The organism is Streptomyces sp. NPDC015144 (assembly GCF_043079735.1).
Taxonomy (GTDB): domain Bacteria; phylum Actinomycetota; class Actinomycetes; order Streptomycetales; family Streptomycetaceae; genus Streptomyces.
In genome coordinates this window covers 26,783-40,401 of record NZ_JBIBUU010000020.1, presented here as the reverse complement: position 1 = coordinate 40,401, position 13,619 = coordinate 26,783, and the positions used below count along the sequence as shown (strand labels likewise).

Below are 13,619 nucleotides of genomic sequence, written 5' to 3'. Positions count from 1 at the left end.
CTCAGGGCCTGTCGTTCGGGCCGTTGCGGGGCACCGTGACCGTCACGCGCAGCCCGTGCGGTGCGTTGGCCGCGTAGCCGACGGAGCCGCCGCCGGCCGCCAGGAGCGCCTGGGCGATGGAGAGGCCGAGTCCGGAGCCCTGGATGTTCTGGTGCCGGGTGCTGCGCCAGAAGCGGTCGCCGATCCGGTCCATCTCCTGCGGGGTGAGGCCGGGGCCGTGGTCGGCGACGACGACCGTGACGGCGTCGGGCCCCGCCGAGACGGTGACGACGACCTCCTCCTTCGCCGGGGTGAACTTCAGGGCGTTGTCGACGATCGCGTCCAGGGCGCTGGAGAGCGCGATGGGGTCCGTCCAGGCGGTGACCGCGGCCGGGCCGTCCACCCGGAGCCGTACGCCCTTCTCCTCGGCGACCGGGCGCCAGGACGCGACCCGCTCCGCGGTGAGCGCGCCGATGTCCGTGAGCTGGAGGTCGGCCGCGGCGTGCTCGGCCAGGGCGAGGTCGAGCAGGTCGTCGAGGACCTGGCCCAGGCGCTTGCCCTCGGTGCGCACGGAGGCGATCTCCTCGTTGCCCTCGGGCAGTTCGAGCGCGAGGAGCTCGATCCGCAGCAGCAGCGCGGCGAGGGGGTTGCGCAGCTGGTGCGAGGCGTCGGCGACGAAGGCGCGCTGCTGCTCCAGCACGGTCTCGACGTTGTCGGCCATCTCGTTGAACGACCGGGCCAGCCGTCTGAGTTCCGGCGGTCCGCCGGAGGACACCACCCGCGAGCGCATCCGCCCGCTGGCGATGTCGTGGGTGGCCGCGTCCAGGGTCCGTACCGGAAGCAGCACCCAGCCGGTGAGCCGTATCGCGGCGCCCACCGCCACCAGCATCGCGACCGCCTCGCCCGCCGCGATGAGCAGCCAGCCGCGCAGGGTGCGGGCGCGCAGCTCGTCGGTGGGCGAGTCGAGGACCACGACGGCGACGACGTCGCCGTCCCGTACGACGGGTGAGGCGACGACGACCCGGCCGTCCTGCCAGGGCCAGACCTGCGGCGGGTCGTGGCTGCGCCGGCCGAGCAGGGCCTCCTTGAACGCCTCGCGCCCCTCCCCCTCGATCGGGAGCTGCCAGGCGGCGGGGGCCTTGGCCATGGCGGAGTCGTCGCGGTAGAAGACCCCGGCGCGGATGCCGTAGACCGCGGCGTAGATGTCGAGTTCGTTGCGCAGGGTGCGGCGGCGCTCGTCGTATCCGGCCCCGCGCTCGGTGATGAACTGGGCAAGCGCGGCGAACCGCGCCGTGTCGTCGATGCGGTCGATGACGACCCGCTGCTGCTGGGCCGCCGCCACGCTGACGGCCAGCGGGAAGCCGAGGGCGAGCAGCACGGCGGCCATGAGCACGATGAGCAGGGGAAGGAGCCGGGTGCGCACCTGGGACGTACGCCTCTACGCGGACGGGGCGACGAGCCGGTAGCCGACCCCGCGCACCGTCTCGATCAGTGCGGGCAGCCGCAGCTTGGACCTGAGGGAGGCGACGTGCACTTCCAGCGTGCGCCCCGTCCCCTCCCAGCTGGTCCGCCACACCTCGCTGATGATCTGCTCCCGGCGGAACACCACGCCGGGCCGCTGGGCGAGCAGCGCGAGCAGGTCGAACTCCTTGCGGGTGAGCTGGACTTCGGATCCGTCGACGCTGACCCGGCGGGTCGGCAGCTCGATCCGCACATGCCCCAGGAGCAGTGCGGCGACGGGCGTCGAGGCGGTGTCCTCGCCGCTGGTGTTGCGCCGGCTGACGGCGTGGATGCGGGCGAGGAGTTCGCCGGTGTCGTACGGCTTGACGACGTAGTCGTCGGCGCCGAGGTTGAGCCCGTGGATGCGTGAACGCACGTCGGAGCGGGCGGTCACCATGATGACCGGGGTGGAGGTCCGCTTGCGGATCTTCCCGCACACCTCGTAGCCGTCCTGGTCGGGCAGGCCGAGGTCGAGGAGGACCACGCCGAACGGCTCCGTCTCGGCGGGCAGCAGCGCCTGGAGCGCCTCCTCGCCGCTGCGCGCGTGCACGACGCGGAAGCCGTGCCGGGCCAGGATGGCGGAGAGGGCCGCGGCGACGTGGTTGTCGTCCTCGACGAGCAGCAGTCTCACGGGCCTCCTCCTTCGGGCGTGCCGATGCGCGGGGTGCCGGTGCGGTCCGGCGGACGATCGGTGCGGTCTCGGTACGCTCCCCGTCACTTCCCCGTACCGGGGTGTTCCACGTCAGGACGTACCAGGGCATCCACTCCGATGAGGGGCCGCCGCGTCAAGACCCGGCCGCCGCATCCGGCCATCCGTTATCCAGCCGGTACGCCGGGGAGGCGGCCGGGGGCCGCTCCTTCACACCCCGTGTCCGCACGCCCCCGGATCGTTGTCCTCATCGTTATCCTCAATTTCCGCTCAGATGTAATGACGGTGGTAGCACCGCCTCCCTATGGTCCTTCCAACCGAGGAGGACGGAGCAAGAGGCCGATGAGCGGAGATTCAGTCACGAAGGGCGCCGGGGACGCCACGCCCGCGGCGGACGACCTTGTCGTACTGAGCAACATCAACAAGCACTTCGGCGCGCTGCATGTGCTCCAGGACATCGATCTGACCATCGCCCGCGGCGAGGTCGTGGTCGTGATCGGGCCGTCCGGGTCCGGGAAGTCGACGCTGTGCCGCACGATCAACCGCCTGGAGACGGTCGACTCGGGCGCCATCACGATCGACGGCAAGCCGCTGCCCCAGGAGGGCAAGGAGCTGGCGAGGCTGCGTGCCGATGTCGGCATGGTCTTCCAGTCGTTCAATCTCTTCGCGCACAAGACGGTGCTCGAGAACGTGATGCTGGGCCAGATCAAGGTCCGCAGGACCGACAAGAAGGCCGCCGAGGAGAAGGCCCGTTCGCTCCTGGAGCGGGTGGGTGTGGCCACGCAGGCCGACAAGTACCCCGCCCAGCTCTCCGGCGGTCAGCAGCAACGTGTGGCCATCGCGCGGGCGTTGGCGATGGACCCGAAGGTGATCCTCTTCGACGAGCCCACGTCGGCGCTCGACCCGGAGATGATCAACGAGGTGCTGGAGGTCATGCAGCAGCTCGCGCGGGACGGCATGACGATGGTCGTCGTCACCCATGAGATGGGCTTCGCGCGCTCGGCCGCGAACCGGGTCGTCTTCATGGCCGACGGAAAGATCGTCGAAGAGGCCACGCCCGACCAGTTCTTCAGCAACCCGCGCAGCGACCGGGCCAAGGACTTCCTGTCGAAGATCCTGCACCACTGATCGCTCCCGCGCCCACCGGCCCCGCACCGGCTGATCACTCACATCGCGTCAAACCTAGGGAAATCCACCATGCAGCTTCGTAAGGTCACCGCCGCCTCGGCCGCCGTGCTCGCTCTCGCCGTCACCGCCACCGCCTGTGGTTCCGACAAGGACGGCGGCTCGGGCGACGGCAAGAAGATCACCATCGGCATCAAGATCGACCAGCCCGGTCTCGGCCTGAAGACCCCGGACGGCAAGTACACCGGCTTCGATGTCGACGTCGCCACGTACGTCGCCAAGGAGCTCGGCTACGACGCCAAGAACATCGTCTTCAAGGAGACCAAGAGCGCCGACCGCGAGACCGCGATCGACCGCGGCGACGTGAAGTTCATCGCCGCCTCCTACTCGATCAACGACGAGCGTCTGCAGAAGGTCGACTTCGCGGGCCCGTACCTCCTCGCCCACCAGGACATCCTGGTCCGCGCCGACGACGACTCGATCAAGTCCCCGGCCGACCTGAACAACAAGAAGCTGTGCTCGGTCACCGGCTCGACCTCCGCGCAGAACGTCCACGACAAGCTGGCGCCGAAGGCCCAGCTCCAGGAGTACGGCGGCTACTCGGAGTGCCTGACCGGCCTGGAGAACAAGGTCATCGACGCCCTGACGACCGATGACAGCATCCTGGCGGGCTACGCCTCCCAGAAGGAGTTCCAGGGCAAGTTCAAGCTGGCCGGCTTCAAGATGACCAACGAGAACTACGGCATCGGCCTGAAGAAGGGCGACGCCGACCTCAAGAAGAAGATCAACGACGCGCTCACCAAGATGGTCTCGGACGGTTCCTGGGACAAGGCCGTGAAGGACAACTTCGGCCCGGCGAACTACAAGAACGAGCCCGCCCCGAAGATCGGCAACGTCGTCAAGTGATGCAGGGCTGACCGGGCGCGCCGTCCTTGACCGACGGCGCGCCGTGCCCTCCGACACGCGGAAGCGCGGGAGATCGTGTTCGACTTTCTTGAAGGTTATGACCTGCTGGGGGCCTTCTGGGTGACGGTGCAACTCACCGTCCTCTCCGCCCTCGGCGCCCTGATATGGGGAACGCTACTGGCCGGAATGAAGGTCAGCCCGGTCCCCCTGATGCGCGGCTTCGCCACCGCCTACGTGAACGTGGTCCGGAACATTCCGCTGACCGTGCTCATCGTGTTCTCGTCGCTCGGGCTGTACCAGACGCTGGCCATCTCACTCGGTGCCGACACGGTCGACACCATCAACTTCCGGCTGGCCGTGCTCGCCCTGGTCGCCTACACGGCCGCCTTCGTCTGCGAGGCGCTGCGCTCCGGCATCAACACCGTGCCGGTCGGCCAGGCCGAGGCGGCACGTGCGCTCGGGCTGAGCTTCACCCAGGTACTGCGGCTGATCATTCTTCCCCAGGCGTTCCGTGCGGTGGTCAATCCGTTGTCCAACGTACTGATCGCGCTGACGAAGAACACCACGGTCGCCTCCGCGATCGGTGTCGCCGAGGCCTCGTACCTGATGAAGGGCATGATCGAGAACGAGGCCCAGCTGATCCTGATCTCGCTGGTCTTCGCGTTCGGCTTCGTCGTCCTGACCCTCCCGACCGGCCTGATCCTCGGCTGGGTGAGCAAGAAGGTGGCGGTGAAGCGATGAGCTCCATCCTCTACGACGCCCAGGGACCGCGCGCCAAGCAGCGCAACATCCTCTACACGGTGCTGTTCTTGCTGGCCGCCGCGGCCGTGGTGTGGTGGGTCTACACCAGCTTGAACGAGAAGCACCAGCTCGACTGGATCAAGTGGAAGCCCTTCTTCACCAGCATCCAGCCATGGGAGACGTACATCTGGCCGGGGCTCCAGAACACGCTCAAGGCAGCGTTCTTCGCCCTGCTCATCGCGCTGCCGTTGGGTGCCCTGTTCGGTGTCGGCCGGCTGTCGGACCATCGTTGGGTGCGGGTTCCGGCCGGAGTCGTCGTGGAGCTCTTCCGCGCCGTGCCGGTGCTCATCCTGATGATCGTGGCGAACGCGGTGTACGCGGAGTACACCACCATCGACACCGATGTGCGCCCGCTGTACGCCGTGGTGACCGGTCTGGTGCTGTACAACTTCTCGGTGCTCGCGGAGATCGTGCGGGCCGGGATCGAGACCCTGCCGAAGGGTCAGGCGGAGGCCGCCAAGGCCCTCGGTATGCGCAAGAGCCAGATCATGATGTCCGTGCTGCTGCCGCAGGCGGTGACGGCCATGCTGCCGGCGATCGTCAGCCAGCTCGTCGTCATCATGAAGGACACCGCGCTCGGCGGCGCCATGATGACCTTCAGCGAGCTGCTGGCCTCGGTCCGCCCGATGAGCGCGAACTACGGTGCCAACACCATCGCGTGCTTCACGATCGTCGCGGTGATCTTCGTACTGGTGAACTTCGCGCTCACCTCCTTCGCAAGCTGGCTTGAGCGGTGGCTCCGGCGCGCGAAGAAGAACAAGGGCACCGCGCCGGGGGGCGCGTCACCGACCGTCGGTGAGCCGTCGCTCGTCGTCGACGACGGACGCGCCGTCTGACGGTTCGTCGAGATGTCCGCCCGAGGGGCGGTGGCCGGTCGGCCGCCGCCCCTCTGCGCCGTCCGGTGTCGCTTGACGCGGGCACCGGCAGTAGGTTGCATACGTTCTGTGATCGCGCCCCCCGCCCCCGCCGCCACACGTCCGCCGCCGTCCGCCGACCCCGTTGCCCGCGCATTCCCGGCACCGCCCGTACGGATCCGAGGAGGCGCGCCGTGGAGCCGGTGATCGTCGTCGGCGCCGGGCCGGTCGGCCTCGCGCTGTCGCTGGCGCTCGCGGCGCAGGGGGTGCGCTGTGTGCTGCTCGACGAGGACCCGGGCAAGGACGAGACCCGGCCCGCGCGCACCGTGGTGCTGCGCGAGGACACCGCCGCGCTGGTGGAGCGGCTGGGCTGCAAGGCGCTGGAGCAGGAGGGTCTGCGCTGGTCGGGGTGGCGGTCGATGCGCCGCAAACAGGTGGTGCGCGAGCTGACGCTCGGCGAGGCCGCGCCCGGGGTCGGGGACGACCGGATCCCGGCACCCGTCCATCTGCCGCAGCACGTCCTGACCCGCGGGCTGCGGGACGCGGTCACCGCGCAGGAGCTCGTGCAGGTGGTCCCGTACAGCCGGATCGACACGCTGGAGCAGGACGCGACCGGCGTCACGGTGCACACCAGGGAGCCCAACGCGACCTGGTGGCGCGGGAGTTACCTGGTGGGCTGCGACGGTGCCCGGTCCACCGTCCGCAAGCTCCTCGACATCCGGTTCCCCGGGCGCACGGCGGTGGAGCGGCACGCCGTCGCGGCGCTGCGCACCGAACTTCCCTGGCCGGGGCAGGCCGTACTGCACCGGCTGCCCCCGTGGCGCAGCGGTGGCGACGAAGTGACGGCGCGTCCCCTGCCGGACGGCGTCTGGCGGCTGGACTGGCTGCTTCCGCCGCGCGGCGAACTGGTCACGCCGGACGCCCTGATCACCCGGGTCCGGGACACCCTGGCGGGCTGGTGCGGCGAGACACCGCCGTACGAGCTGCTGGACACGGGCGTGTACACCCTGCACCACCGGCTCGCCCTGCGCTGGCGGGCCGACCGGGCGTTCCTGGCCGGGGACGCCGCGCATCTGCTGGGCGCGCTGGGCACGCAGGGGCTCGACGAGGGGCTGCGCGACGTCGAGAACCTGGCCTGGAAGCTGGCCGAGGCATGGCACCACGGCGCCGCCGACGTGCTGCTCGACAGCTACCAGGCCGAGCGCCGGACCGCGGTCGCCGCCCGGCTGCGCGCCGCGGACCAGTCGCTGCCGATACTGCGTGGCGGCGGAGGGCTGCGGACGCTGGTTCCCGGCAGCTCCCGGGGACACGACTCGCTGCTCACCGACGGTCATCTGGGCTGCGGCCCACTCGGCGCGCCCCCTTCGTACTCCTCTTCACCTCTCGCGCCCGCGCGTACGGAGGCGCACGTCTCCGTACGTACGCCCCCCGGTGCGCCGGTGACCGATGTACGGGTCACCGCTCCCGACGGCACGACGGCGCGGCTGAGGGAACGGCTGGGGCAGGGGCGGCTGCTGGTGGTGCTGGTGGCGCCCGGTACCGGAGTGTGGGACCGGCGCCACTGGATGACGGCCGGTGTCATGCCCCGCCTGGTCGAGGCGGTCGACGCGCTGCCGATGAAGGGGGAGCTGCTGGTGACCGAGAGCTACCCCGGGGCGTCGGCCCACACCGTCCTGCTGGTGCGGCCGGACGGCCACCTGGTGACGTCGTTCGGCGGCGTGCGGCCGCAGGAGCTCTCCGCGGCGGCGGAGGCGGTGCGCGGCGGAGCGACGGCCGACTCCGCACGCCCCGACCAGACTGCGAACATCAATTGACCGCCGCAGGCGCGCGTGGTGTACTCCGGAACGTGACCGACACCGATGTGCGCCTGTGGCGGAGGGTCCATATGGACCTGGTCCGCTATGCGGGCTGCGTGTGTCGTCCGTCCTGCTGAATCGCCTTTCCGCTGCCCCGCCGTGCGTGCTGCCCGCCGCGCGGACGGGCATCCTCGCGAACCTTCAGGACGGTCTCCGTGTCTTCCTCCACGTCACCTTCCGTAACCGTGCCCGCGTCCGGTTCGGCCCCCGTAGTCTCTTCTGATCCTTCTGCGGCTTCTGTTTCTCCTGCGGTTTCCGTGGGCTCCGTGCCCCGGCCGGCGCCGCTTCCCGCCACGGGTAGCTCCGGCACCGCGACCGGTGCGGGCCCGACTGCTGCGGAGCTCCTCGATTTCGTCCGCCGCGTCGCCGCCGATCCCGCGACGGTGGCCTCGCTCCCCCTCGACCCCGAGGACCGCACCTGGGTCCGGCTCGACGGCCCCGGTGGCAGTGAGGCATGGCTGATCGGCTGGCCGCCGGGGACCGGCACCGGCTGGCACGACCACGCCGACTCGGTCGGCGCGTTCACCACGGCGGCGGGCACGCTCAGGGAACGGTCCCTGGCCGCGCGGCTGCCCACCGACGGCTGGAAGACCCTCGAACTGACCGAGGGAATCGACCGCTCACGGGAGCTGCCCACCGGCCGGGGCCGCGCGTTCGGCCGCCACCACGTCCATGAGGTGCTGAACGAGTCGGCCACGGAGCACGCCGTCTCCGTCCACGCGTACTACCCGCCGCTGCCGCGCATCCGGCGCTACAGCCGCGCGGGTGATCTGCTCCGGCTGGAGCAGATCGAGCAGCCGGAGGACTGGCGATGAGCGACGGCGTGAGCGACGACGGCATCCGGCGGCACGGTGGTACGGAGCCGGTCGGGATCGACGAACTGCTGGAACGGGTCCGGTCGCGGCTCGACAGGGTCGGCCCGCACGAGGCGGCGGCCGCGGCCTCCGACGGGGCGCTGCTCGTGGACATCCGGTACGCGGAGCTGCGGGAACGCGACGGACTGATCCCGGGGGCGCTGGTCGTCGAGCGCAACGAGCTGGAGTGGCGGCTCGATCCGCAGGGCAGCCACCGGGCCCGGCAGGCCGTCAGCCACGATCTCCCGATCGTGGTCATCTGCGACGAGGGGTACGCGTCGAGCCTGGCCGCGGCTTCCCTGCACCAACTGGGTCTGCACCGGGCGACGGACCTGATCGGCGGCTTCCAGGCCTGGCGCGCGGCGGGTCTGCCCGTCGTCGGGACGTAGAAAACCAGGACAGGAGAACCGGTACGGGAGAGCCGGTACGGGAGAGCCGGCCGTGAGGACCGGGCCCGGAAGTCGGCGGACCTGGTTGCCCGAGGGCCGGCGGGGAGAAGCCGACGGGTGAAAGCCGGTCCGCGAGGGGGCTGGGGCTGATACACGGAACGGTGCGGGTGAGGCCCTGGAGCCCGGCCCGCACCGTTCACGTGCGGGACCTTCCGAAGCCCCTCGGGCCCTTCGGAACCCGGTCCGCCCCCCCGATACGAGCCCCGAACTTTCCGCCCGTTCCGTGCCGCCTCCCGCCTCGCCGCCTTCGGGGCTACCTCCATTTGCCGTCGGCCGTTCCCCCCCTGGTCGCACCGACACACCCGAACGCCTCGCTCCGGTGGAGCGATCCCCTTCCCCGACCGACATTCACCTCGACGCCAAGGACCGACATGACGGAGACCACGCACCGATGCCGACCCCCGCCCCCGCACTCCCCCTCACCCCCGACCAGCTCGACGCCCACGCGGCCCGCCTCCACGACACCGAGGCCTGGCAGCAGATCGTCAACGGCTGGGGCATCACGGCCCCCGACCCCCTGTACCCGGACGCCCCCGGCTCCGTATCGCCGCCCGGCCCGGACACCGCTCCCCGACCCGGCCCCGAACGGCCCGCTTCCTCGGATCGCCGGCCTGCCGACTGGCGGGATCTGCTGTCCGTTCCGGTCGAACGGCTCATCGCCGAATCCGTCCGTGCCCTGCCCGCTCCCGCGCCGCGCGAACGGCCGCTGCCCGGCCGTCTGGGGGCGGTCCTCCCCGACCGGTTCCACTCCTGGCGGCGCATCGGCCGACCGGATGTGCCGCCCTCCGTCCATCTCGCCCACGCCCGGGAAATCCTCACCGAGTGGGGCTGGCAGAACACCCCGTACCGGCTCCGCAACGCCCGTGGCGCACGGTGCGTCTGCGGCGCCCTGCTCACCGCGCACCGACTGGGCCACGGCTCCCTCGACACCGTGGACCGGGCCGGTGCCTGGCTCATCACCGAGCTCCGCGCCCAGGGCTGGACCGGGCTGATCGGCCCCTGGAACCGCTACCCCGGCCGCACCGCCGCAGACGCGCTCGCCCTGATCGACGCCACCATCACCCGCGCCGCCCGCGCCGGGCAATGACCATCGCCGTTCCTCCCGCGCTCGGCCGCTCCCACGCCTCTCGGCCCGCGAGCTCTCGCACCACCCTCACCACCGGGCACGCCTGATCACGTCAGATCCGGCCTGGTCCGGTCGGCAGGATCGGGTCCGGTCCGGTCCAGTCCGATCCGGCCCGGTCAGAAAGGCTCGTCCAACCCCTCCGTGTCCTCCCCCTCCTCCTCAAGCGCCTGCCGCACCACGCGCAGGGCCATGCCCTCCCCGTATCCCTTGCGCGCGAGCATGCCCGCCAGACGGCGCAGCCGCTTGTCCCGCTCCAGGCCCCGGGTGGACCGGAGCTTCCGCGCGACCAGCTCCCGGGCGGTGGCCTCCTCCTGCTCGGAGTCCAGCTGCCCGACGGCTTCGTCGATGACCGCCGCGTCGACCCCCTTGGTACGCAGCTCGCGGACGAGGGCCCGGCGGGCCAGGCCCCGGCCGTGGTGCCGGGACTCCACCCAGGCGTCCGCGAACGCCGCGTCGTCGATCAGCCCGACGTCCTCGAAGCGCGAGAGGACTTCCTCCGCCGCCTCGTCCGGGATCTCCCGCTTGCGCAGGGCGTCCGCGAGCTGCTTGCGGGTGCGCGGCGTCCCGGTGAGCAGTCGCAGGCAGATGTTGCGCGCCTGCTCGACCGGGTCTCGCGGCTCCCCCTTCTCGGCCCTCGACGAGGAAGGGGAGCCGCTGCTTCTGGAACGGGAGCGGGTGCCACGGCCCGCCCCCTCGCCGAACCCGGTCTCCGGCTCGTACGCGCCCCCGGGCCCGGCCGTGTACCCGGTGGGAGAGCCCTGGCCGGGACCGGTGGACGGGTCGGTGGCGTCGGCCGGCCACTCCGTACGACGTGTCACGGCGCAGGCCCTAGCTCTTGGCCGCCGCGGTCTTGGCCGGCTTGGTCTTGCCGGCCGGAGCCGCCGCCTTCGCGCTGTCGGCCGGAGCAGCCGCACCGGCCGCCGCCTCCGCACCGGCCCCGGCCTCCTCGGGCCTGACACCGATGCCCAGCTTCACCAGGATCTTCTTCTCGATCTCGTTGGCGAGATCGGGGTTGTCCTTGAGGAAGTTGCGGGCGTTCTCCTTGCCCTGGCCGAGCTGGTCGCCCTCGTAGGTGTACCAGGCTCCCGCCTTGCGGACGAAGCCGTGCTCCACGCCCATGTCGATCAGACCGCCCTCACGGCTGATGCCCTGGCCGTAGAGGATGTCGAACTCGGCCTGCTTGAAGGGCGGCGCGACCTTGTTCTTGACGATCTTGACGCGGGTGCGGTTGCCGACGGCGTCGGTGCCGTCCTTCAGCGTCTCGATGCGACGGATGTCCAGGCGCACCGAGGCGTAGAACTTGAGCGCGCGGCCACCGGTCGTGGTCTCCGGCGAGCCGAACATCACACCGATCTTCTCGCGGAGCTGGTTGATGAAGATCGCGGTGGTCTTGGACTGGTTGAGCGCGCTGGTGATCTTACGGAGCGCCTGGCTCATCAGACGGGCCTGGAGACCCACGTGCGAGTCGCCCATCTCACCCTCGATCTCCGCGCGCGGCACGAGCGCCGCGACGGAGTCGATGACGATCAGGTCGAGGGCACCGGAGCGGACCAGCATGTCCACGATCTCCAGGGCCTGCTCACCGTTGTCCGGCTGCGACAGGATGAGGTTGTCGATGTCGACACCGAGCTTCTTCGCGTACTCGGGGTCGAGGGCGTGCTCCGCGTCGATGAAGGCGACCGAGCCGCCCTGCTTCTGCGCGTTCGCCACCGCGTGCAGCGTCAGCGTCGTCTTACCGGAGGACTCTGGCCCGTACACCTCCACCACACGGCCGCGCGGCAGGCCGCCGACCCCGAGGGCCACGTCGAGGGCGGTCGACCCGGTGGGGATCACTTCGATGGGCTCGTTCGGCCGCTCGCCGAGGCGCATCACCGCGCCCTTGCCGAATTGCCGTTCAATCTGTGCGAGTGCGGCGTCCAGCGCCTTCTCGCGGTCGGTTCCTGCCATGGGTTCCACCCGATTTGCTTGAGTCGATCGCTTCACGTCAAAGACGCTAACCCCTGCCACTGACAATGGGCCTCGACGTCCTCCCGGCCTGTGGATAACTCTGCGGCCGGGCCCGGGAAACCCCGGCCGGAATCTCATGAGAATGGATGTTCGATTTTAGTGTCAAGCGCACCACGCCGCCCCGGCCGTGCGAGGGACCGGGAGCCGGGAGGGGAGCAGCGGCCCCGCGCCCCCGGCTTCGCCGCGCCGTAGTCTCAGGCGCTCTCCGGCGCCCCCCGGCCTCCGGTGCCGCTTCCGCCGCTCGCCTCCCCGGTCCCCGCCTCCCGGTCCGGGGCCCGCCAGGAACGGCGCAGCCGGGTGAGCAACGGCTCTCCCCGGCGCCGGTTCGGACCGTGCATCCGCGGATCGTCCGTGACGTCGTAGCGCCTCACGTACGCGCCGAGGAAAGCCTGGAGCGTGGCGACGGCCGGAATGGCGATCAGCGCGCCCACGGCGCCCATCAGCGCCGTACCCGCGATGACCGACCCGAAGGCGACCGCCGGGTGGATGTCGACCGTCCTGGACGTGAGCTTGGGCTGCAGGCCGTAGTTCTCGAACTGCTGGTAGACCACGACGAAGCCGAGCACCCACAGCGCGTACCAGGGGTCGACGGTGAACGCGATCAGCATGGGCAGGGCGCCCGCCAGGTACGTACCGATCGTGGGGACGAACTGGGAGACGAGCCCGACCCACACGGCCAGCGCGGGCGCGTAGGGGACCCCGAGGATCACCAGCAGGACGTAGTGCGCGATCCCGGAGATGAGGGCCATGAGACCGCGCGAGTAGAGGTACCCGCCGGTCTTGTCGACCGCGATCTCCCAGGCCCGCAGGACCTCCGCCTGCCGGGCGGGCGGCAGCACGGAGCACAGGGCCCGCCGCAGCCTGGGGCCGTCGGCCGCGAAGTAGAACGAGAACAGGGCGATCGTCAGCAGCCGGAACAGCCCGCCCAGCACGGTGGTGGATATGTCCAGCACTCCGGTCGCGCTGTTCTGGACGTACTTCTGCAGCCAGTCGGAGTGGAGCACGCTGTCCTGGACCTCGACCCGGGAGAGGTCGGTACGGAAGGTCTGGTTGACCCAGTTGATCACCGAGTCCAGGTACTTCGGGAACCCCTCGACCATGTCGATGATCTGGCCCGCGAGCATCGAGCCGAGCAGCACGACGAAGCCCACTCCGGCGATCATCACCACGAGGAAGACCAGGAAGGTGGCGAGGCCGCGGCGCATGCCGCGGGCCGACATCCGGCTCACCGCCGGCTCGATCGCGAGCGCCAGGAAGAACGCGATCAGGACGTTGATGAGCAACCCGATGAGCTGGTCGAAGGCCCAGCTGCCCAGCCGGTAGCAGGCGTAGAGCGCCAGGGCGAGCACCATGGCACGCGGCAGCCACGCGGGCATGCGTGCCCGCGCGCCGCCGGCCGGCGCGGCGGATGGCGCGGCGGGCGGGACGGAGGGGGTGGAGGTCGATCGGGTCTGTGCTGTCTCGTCTGTCGGTGCCACTCCCCCAGTCTCACCCACCGCGGTGACGAACGACC

Annotated in this window: 14 protein-coding genes; 9 read left to right on the top strand and 5 right to left on the bottom strand. The window is 70.7% G+C overall.

Annotated elements, in window-relative coordinates; all coding sequences use genetic code 11:
• Position 1 precedes the first annotated feature (1 nt).
• Together ACF08W_RS28170 and ACF08W_RS28165 are read right to left on the bottom strand one after the other, a co-directional pair.
• Positions 2-1,402, bottom strand: a complete 1,401-nt coding sequence (locus ACF08W_RS28170) for an ATP-binding protein (RefSeq protein WP_385205311.1) — start codon at positions 1,400-1,402, stop codon at positions 2-4.
• Between the two features lie 15 nt (positions 1,403-1,417).
• Positions 1,418-2,110 (bottom strand): response regulator transcription factor, encoded by a 693-nt coding sequence (locus ACF08W_RS28165; RefSeq protein ID WP_352279548.1) that lies wholly within the window; start codon positions 2,108-2,110, stop codon positions 1,418-1,420.
• A gap of 360 nt (positions 2,111-2,470) precedes the next feature.
• Between ACF08W_RS28165 and ACF08W_RS28160 the strand changes: the two genes are divergently transcribed.
• The 9 genes from ACF08W_RS28160 (at position 2,471) to ACF08W_RS28120 (ending at position 10,060) form a co-directional block, all read left to right on the top strand.
• Positions 2,471-3,256: an amino acid ABC transporter ATP-binding protein gene (locus ACF08W_RS28160; protein ID WP_352279549.1), complete on the top strand. Its 786-nt coding sequence runs from the start codon at positions 2,471-2,473 to the stop codon at positions 3,254-3,256.
• A 69-nt stretch (positions 3,257-3,325) separates the two neighbouring features.
• Complete coding sequence (locus tag ACF08W_RS28155) at positions 3,326-4,159, top strand: glutamate ABC transporter substrate-binding protein (RefSeq protein ID WP_392280932.1); 834 nt, start codon at positions 3,326-3,328, stop codon at positions 4,157-4,159.
• A 75-nt stretch (positions 4,160-4,234) separates the two neighbouring features.
• The gene (locus ACF08W_RS28150; RefSeq protein WP_352279553.1) at positions 4,235-4,900 is read left to right on the top strand and encodes an amino acid ABC transporter permease; all 666 of its coding nucleotides are present in this window, start codon (positions 4,235-4,237) and stop codon (positions 4,898-4,900) included.
• On the top strand, positions 4,897-5,796 hold the full coding sequence (locus tag ACF08W_RS28145; protein WP_392280931.1) for an amino acid ABC transporter permease: 900 nt from the start codon (positions 4,897-4,899) through the stop codon (positions 5,794-5,796). The genes ACF08W_RS28150 and ACF08W_RS28145 overlap by 4 nt, the downstream gene beginning before the upstream one ends.
• Positions 5,797-6,008: 212 nt before the next feature.
• A complete protein-coding gene (locus ACF08W_RS28140; RefSeq protein ID WP_392280930.1) occupies positions 6,009-7,628 on the top strand; it encodes an FAD-dependent monooxygenase in 1,620 nt (539 codons plus the stop codon).
• 32 nt (positions 7,629-7,660) lie between these two features.
• On the top strand, positions 7,661-7,747 hold the full coding sequence (locus tag ACF08W_RS28135; RefSeq protein WP_311605579.1) for a putative leader peptide: 87 nt from the start codon (positions 7,661-7,663) through the stop codon (positions 7,745-7,747).
• Between the two features lie 189 nt (positions 7,748-7,936).
• The gene (locus ACF08W_RS28130; RefSeq protein WP_385205294.1) at positions 7,937-8,485 is read left to right on the top strand and encodes a cysteine dioxygenase; all 549 of its coding nucleotides are present in this window, start codon (positions 7,937-7,939) and stop codon (positions 8,483-8,485) included.
• On the top strand, positions 8,482-8,913 hold the full coding sequence (locus tag ACF08W_RS28125) for a rhodanese-like domain-containing protein (protein ID WP_392280929.1): 432 nt from the start codon (positions 8,482-8,484) through the stop codon (positions 8,911-8,913). Before ACF08W_RS28130 ends, ACF08W_RS28125 begins: the two co-directional genes overlap by 4 nt.
• A gap of 451 nt (positions 8,914-9,364) precedes the next feature.
• On the top strand, positions 9,365-10,060 hold the full coding sequence (locus ACF08W_RS28120) for a hypothetical protein (protein WP_392280928.1): 696 nt from the start codon (positions 9,365-9,367) through the stop codon (positions 10,058-10,060).
• Positions 10,061-10,215: 155 nt separating this feature from the next.
• Here the strand turns inward: ACF08W_RS28120 and recX are convergent, their stop codons facing one another.
• The 3 genes from recX to ACF08W_RS28105 all read right to left on the bottom strand — a co-directional run bounded on the left by recX (position 10,216) and on the right by ACF08W_RS28105 (position 13,482).
• Positions 10,216-10,917, bottom strand: a complete 702-nt coding sequence (gene recX / locus ACF08W_RS28115) for a recombination regulator RecX (protein WP_392280927.1) — start codon at positions 10,915-10,917, stop codon at positions 10,216-10,218.
• A 10-nt stretch (positions 10,918-10,927) separates the two neighbouring features.
• A complete protein-coding gene (recA, locus tag ACF08W_RS28110; RefSeq protein ID WP_352279564.1) occupies positions 10,928-12,046 on the bottom strand; it encodes a recombinase RecA in 1,119 nt (372 codons plus the stop codon).
• 254 nt (positions 12,047-12,300) lie between these two features.
• Positions 12,301-13,482: an AI-2E family transporter gene (locus tag ACF08W_RS28105; RefSeq protein WP_385205281.1), complete on the bottom strand. Its 1,182-nt coding sequence runs from the start codon at positions 13,480-13,482 to the stop codon at positions 12,301-12,303.
• Positions 13,483-13,619 lie beyond the last annotated feature (137 nt).

What these genes read in the sequence shown, in the direction of transcription:
- ACF08W_RS28160 (WP_352279549.1), top strand. Translation starts at nt 2,471, where the DNA reads ATGAGCGGAGATTCAGTCACGAAGGGCGCCGGGGACGCCACGCCCGCG.
- ACF08W_RS28120 (WP_392280928.1), top strand. Translation starts at nt 9,365, where the DNA reads ATGCCGACCCCCGCCCCCGCACTCCCCCTCACCCCCGACCAGCTCGAC.
- ACF08W_RS28105 (WP_385205281.1), bottom strand. Translation starts at nt 13,482, where the DNA reads ATGCCCGCGTGGCTGCCGCGTGCCATGGTGCTCGCCCTGGCGCTCTAC.
- recA (WP_352279564.1), bottom strand. Translation starts at nt 12,046, where the DNA reads ATGGCAGGAACCGACCGCGAGAAGGCGCTGGACGCCGCACTCGCACAG.
- ACF08W_RS28145 (WP_392280931.1), top strand. Translation starts at nt 4,897, where the DNA reads ATGAGCTCCATCCTCTACGACGCCCAGGGACCGCGCGCCAAGCAGCGC.
- ACF08W_RS28155 (WP_392280932.1), top strand. Translation starts at nt 3,326, where the DNA reads ATGCAGCTTCGTAAGGTCACCGCCGCCTCGGCCGCCGTGCTCGCTCTC.
- ACF08W_RS28125 (WP_392280929.1), top strand. Translation starts at nt 8,482, where the DNA reads ATGAGCGACGGCGTGAGCGACGACGGCATCCGGCGGCACGGTGGTACG.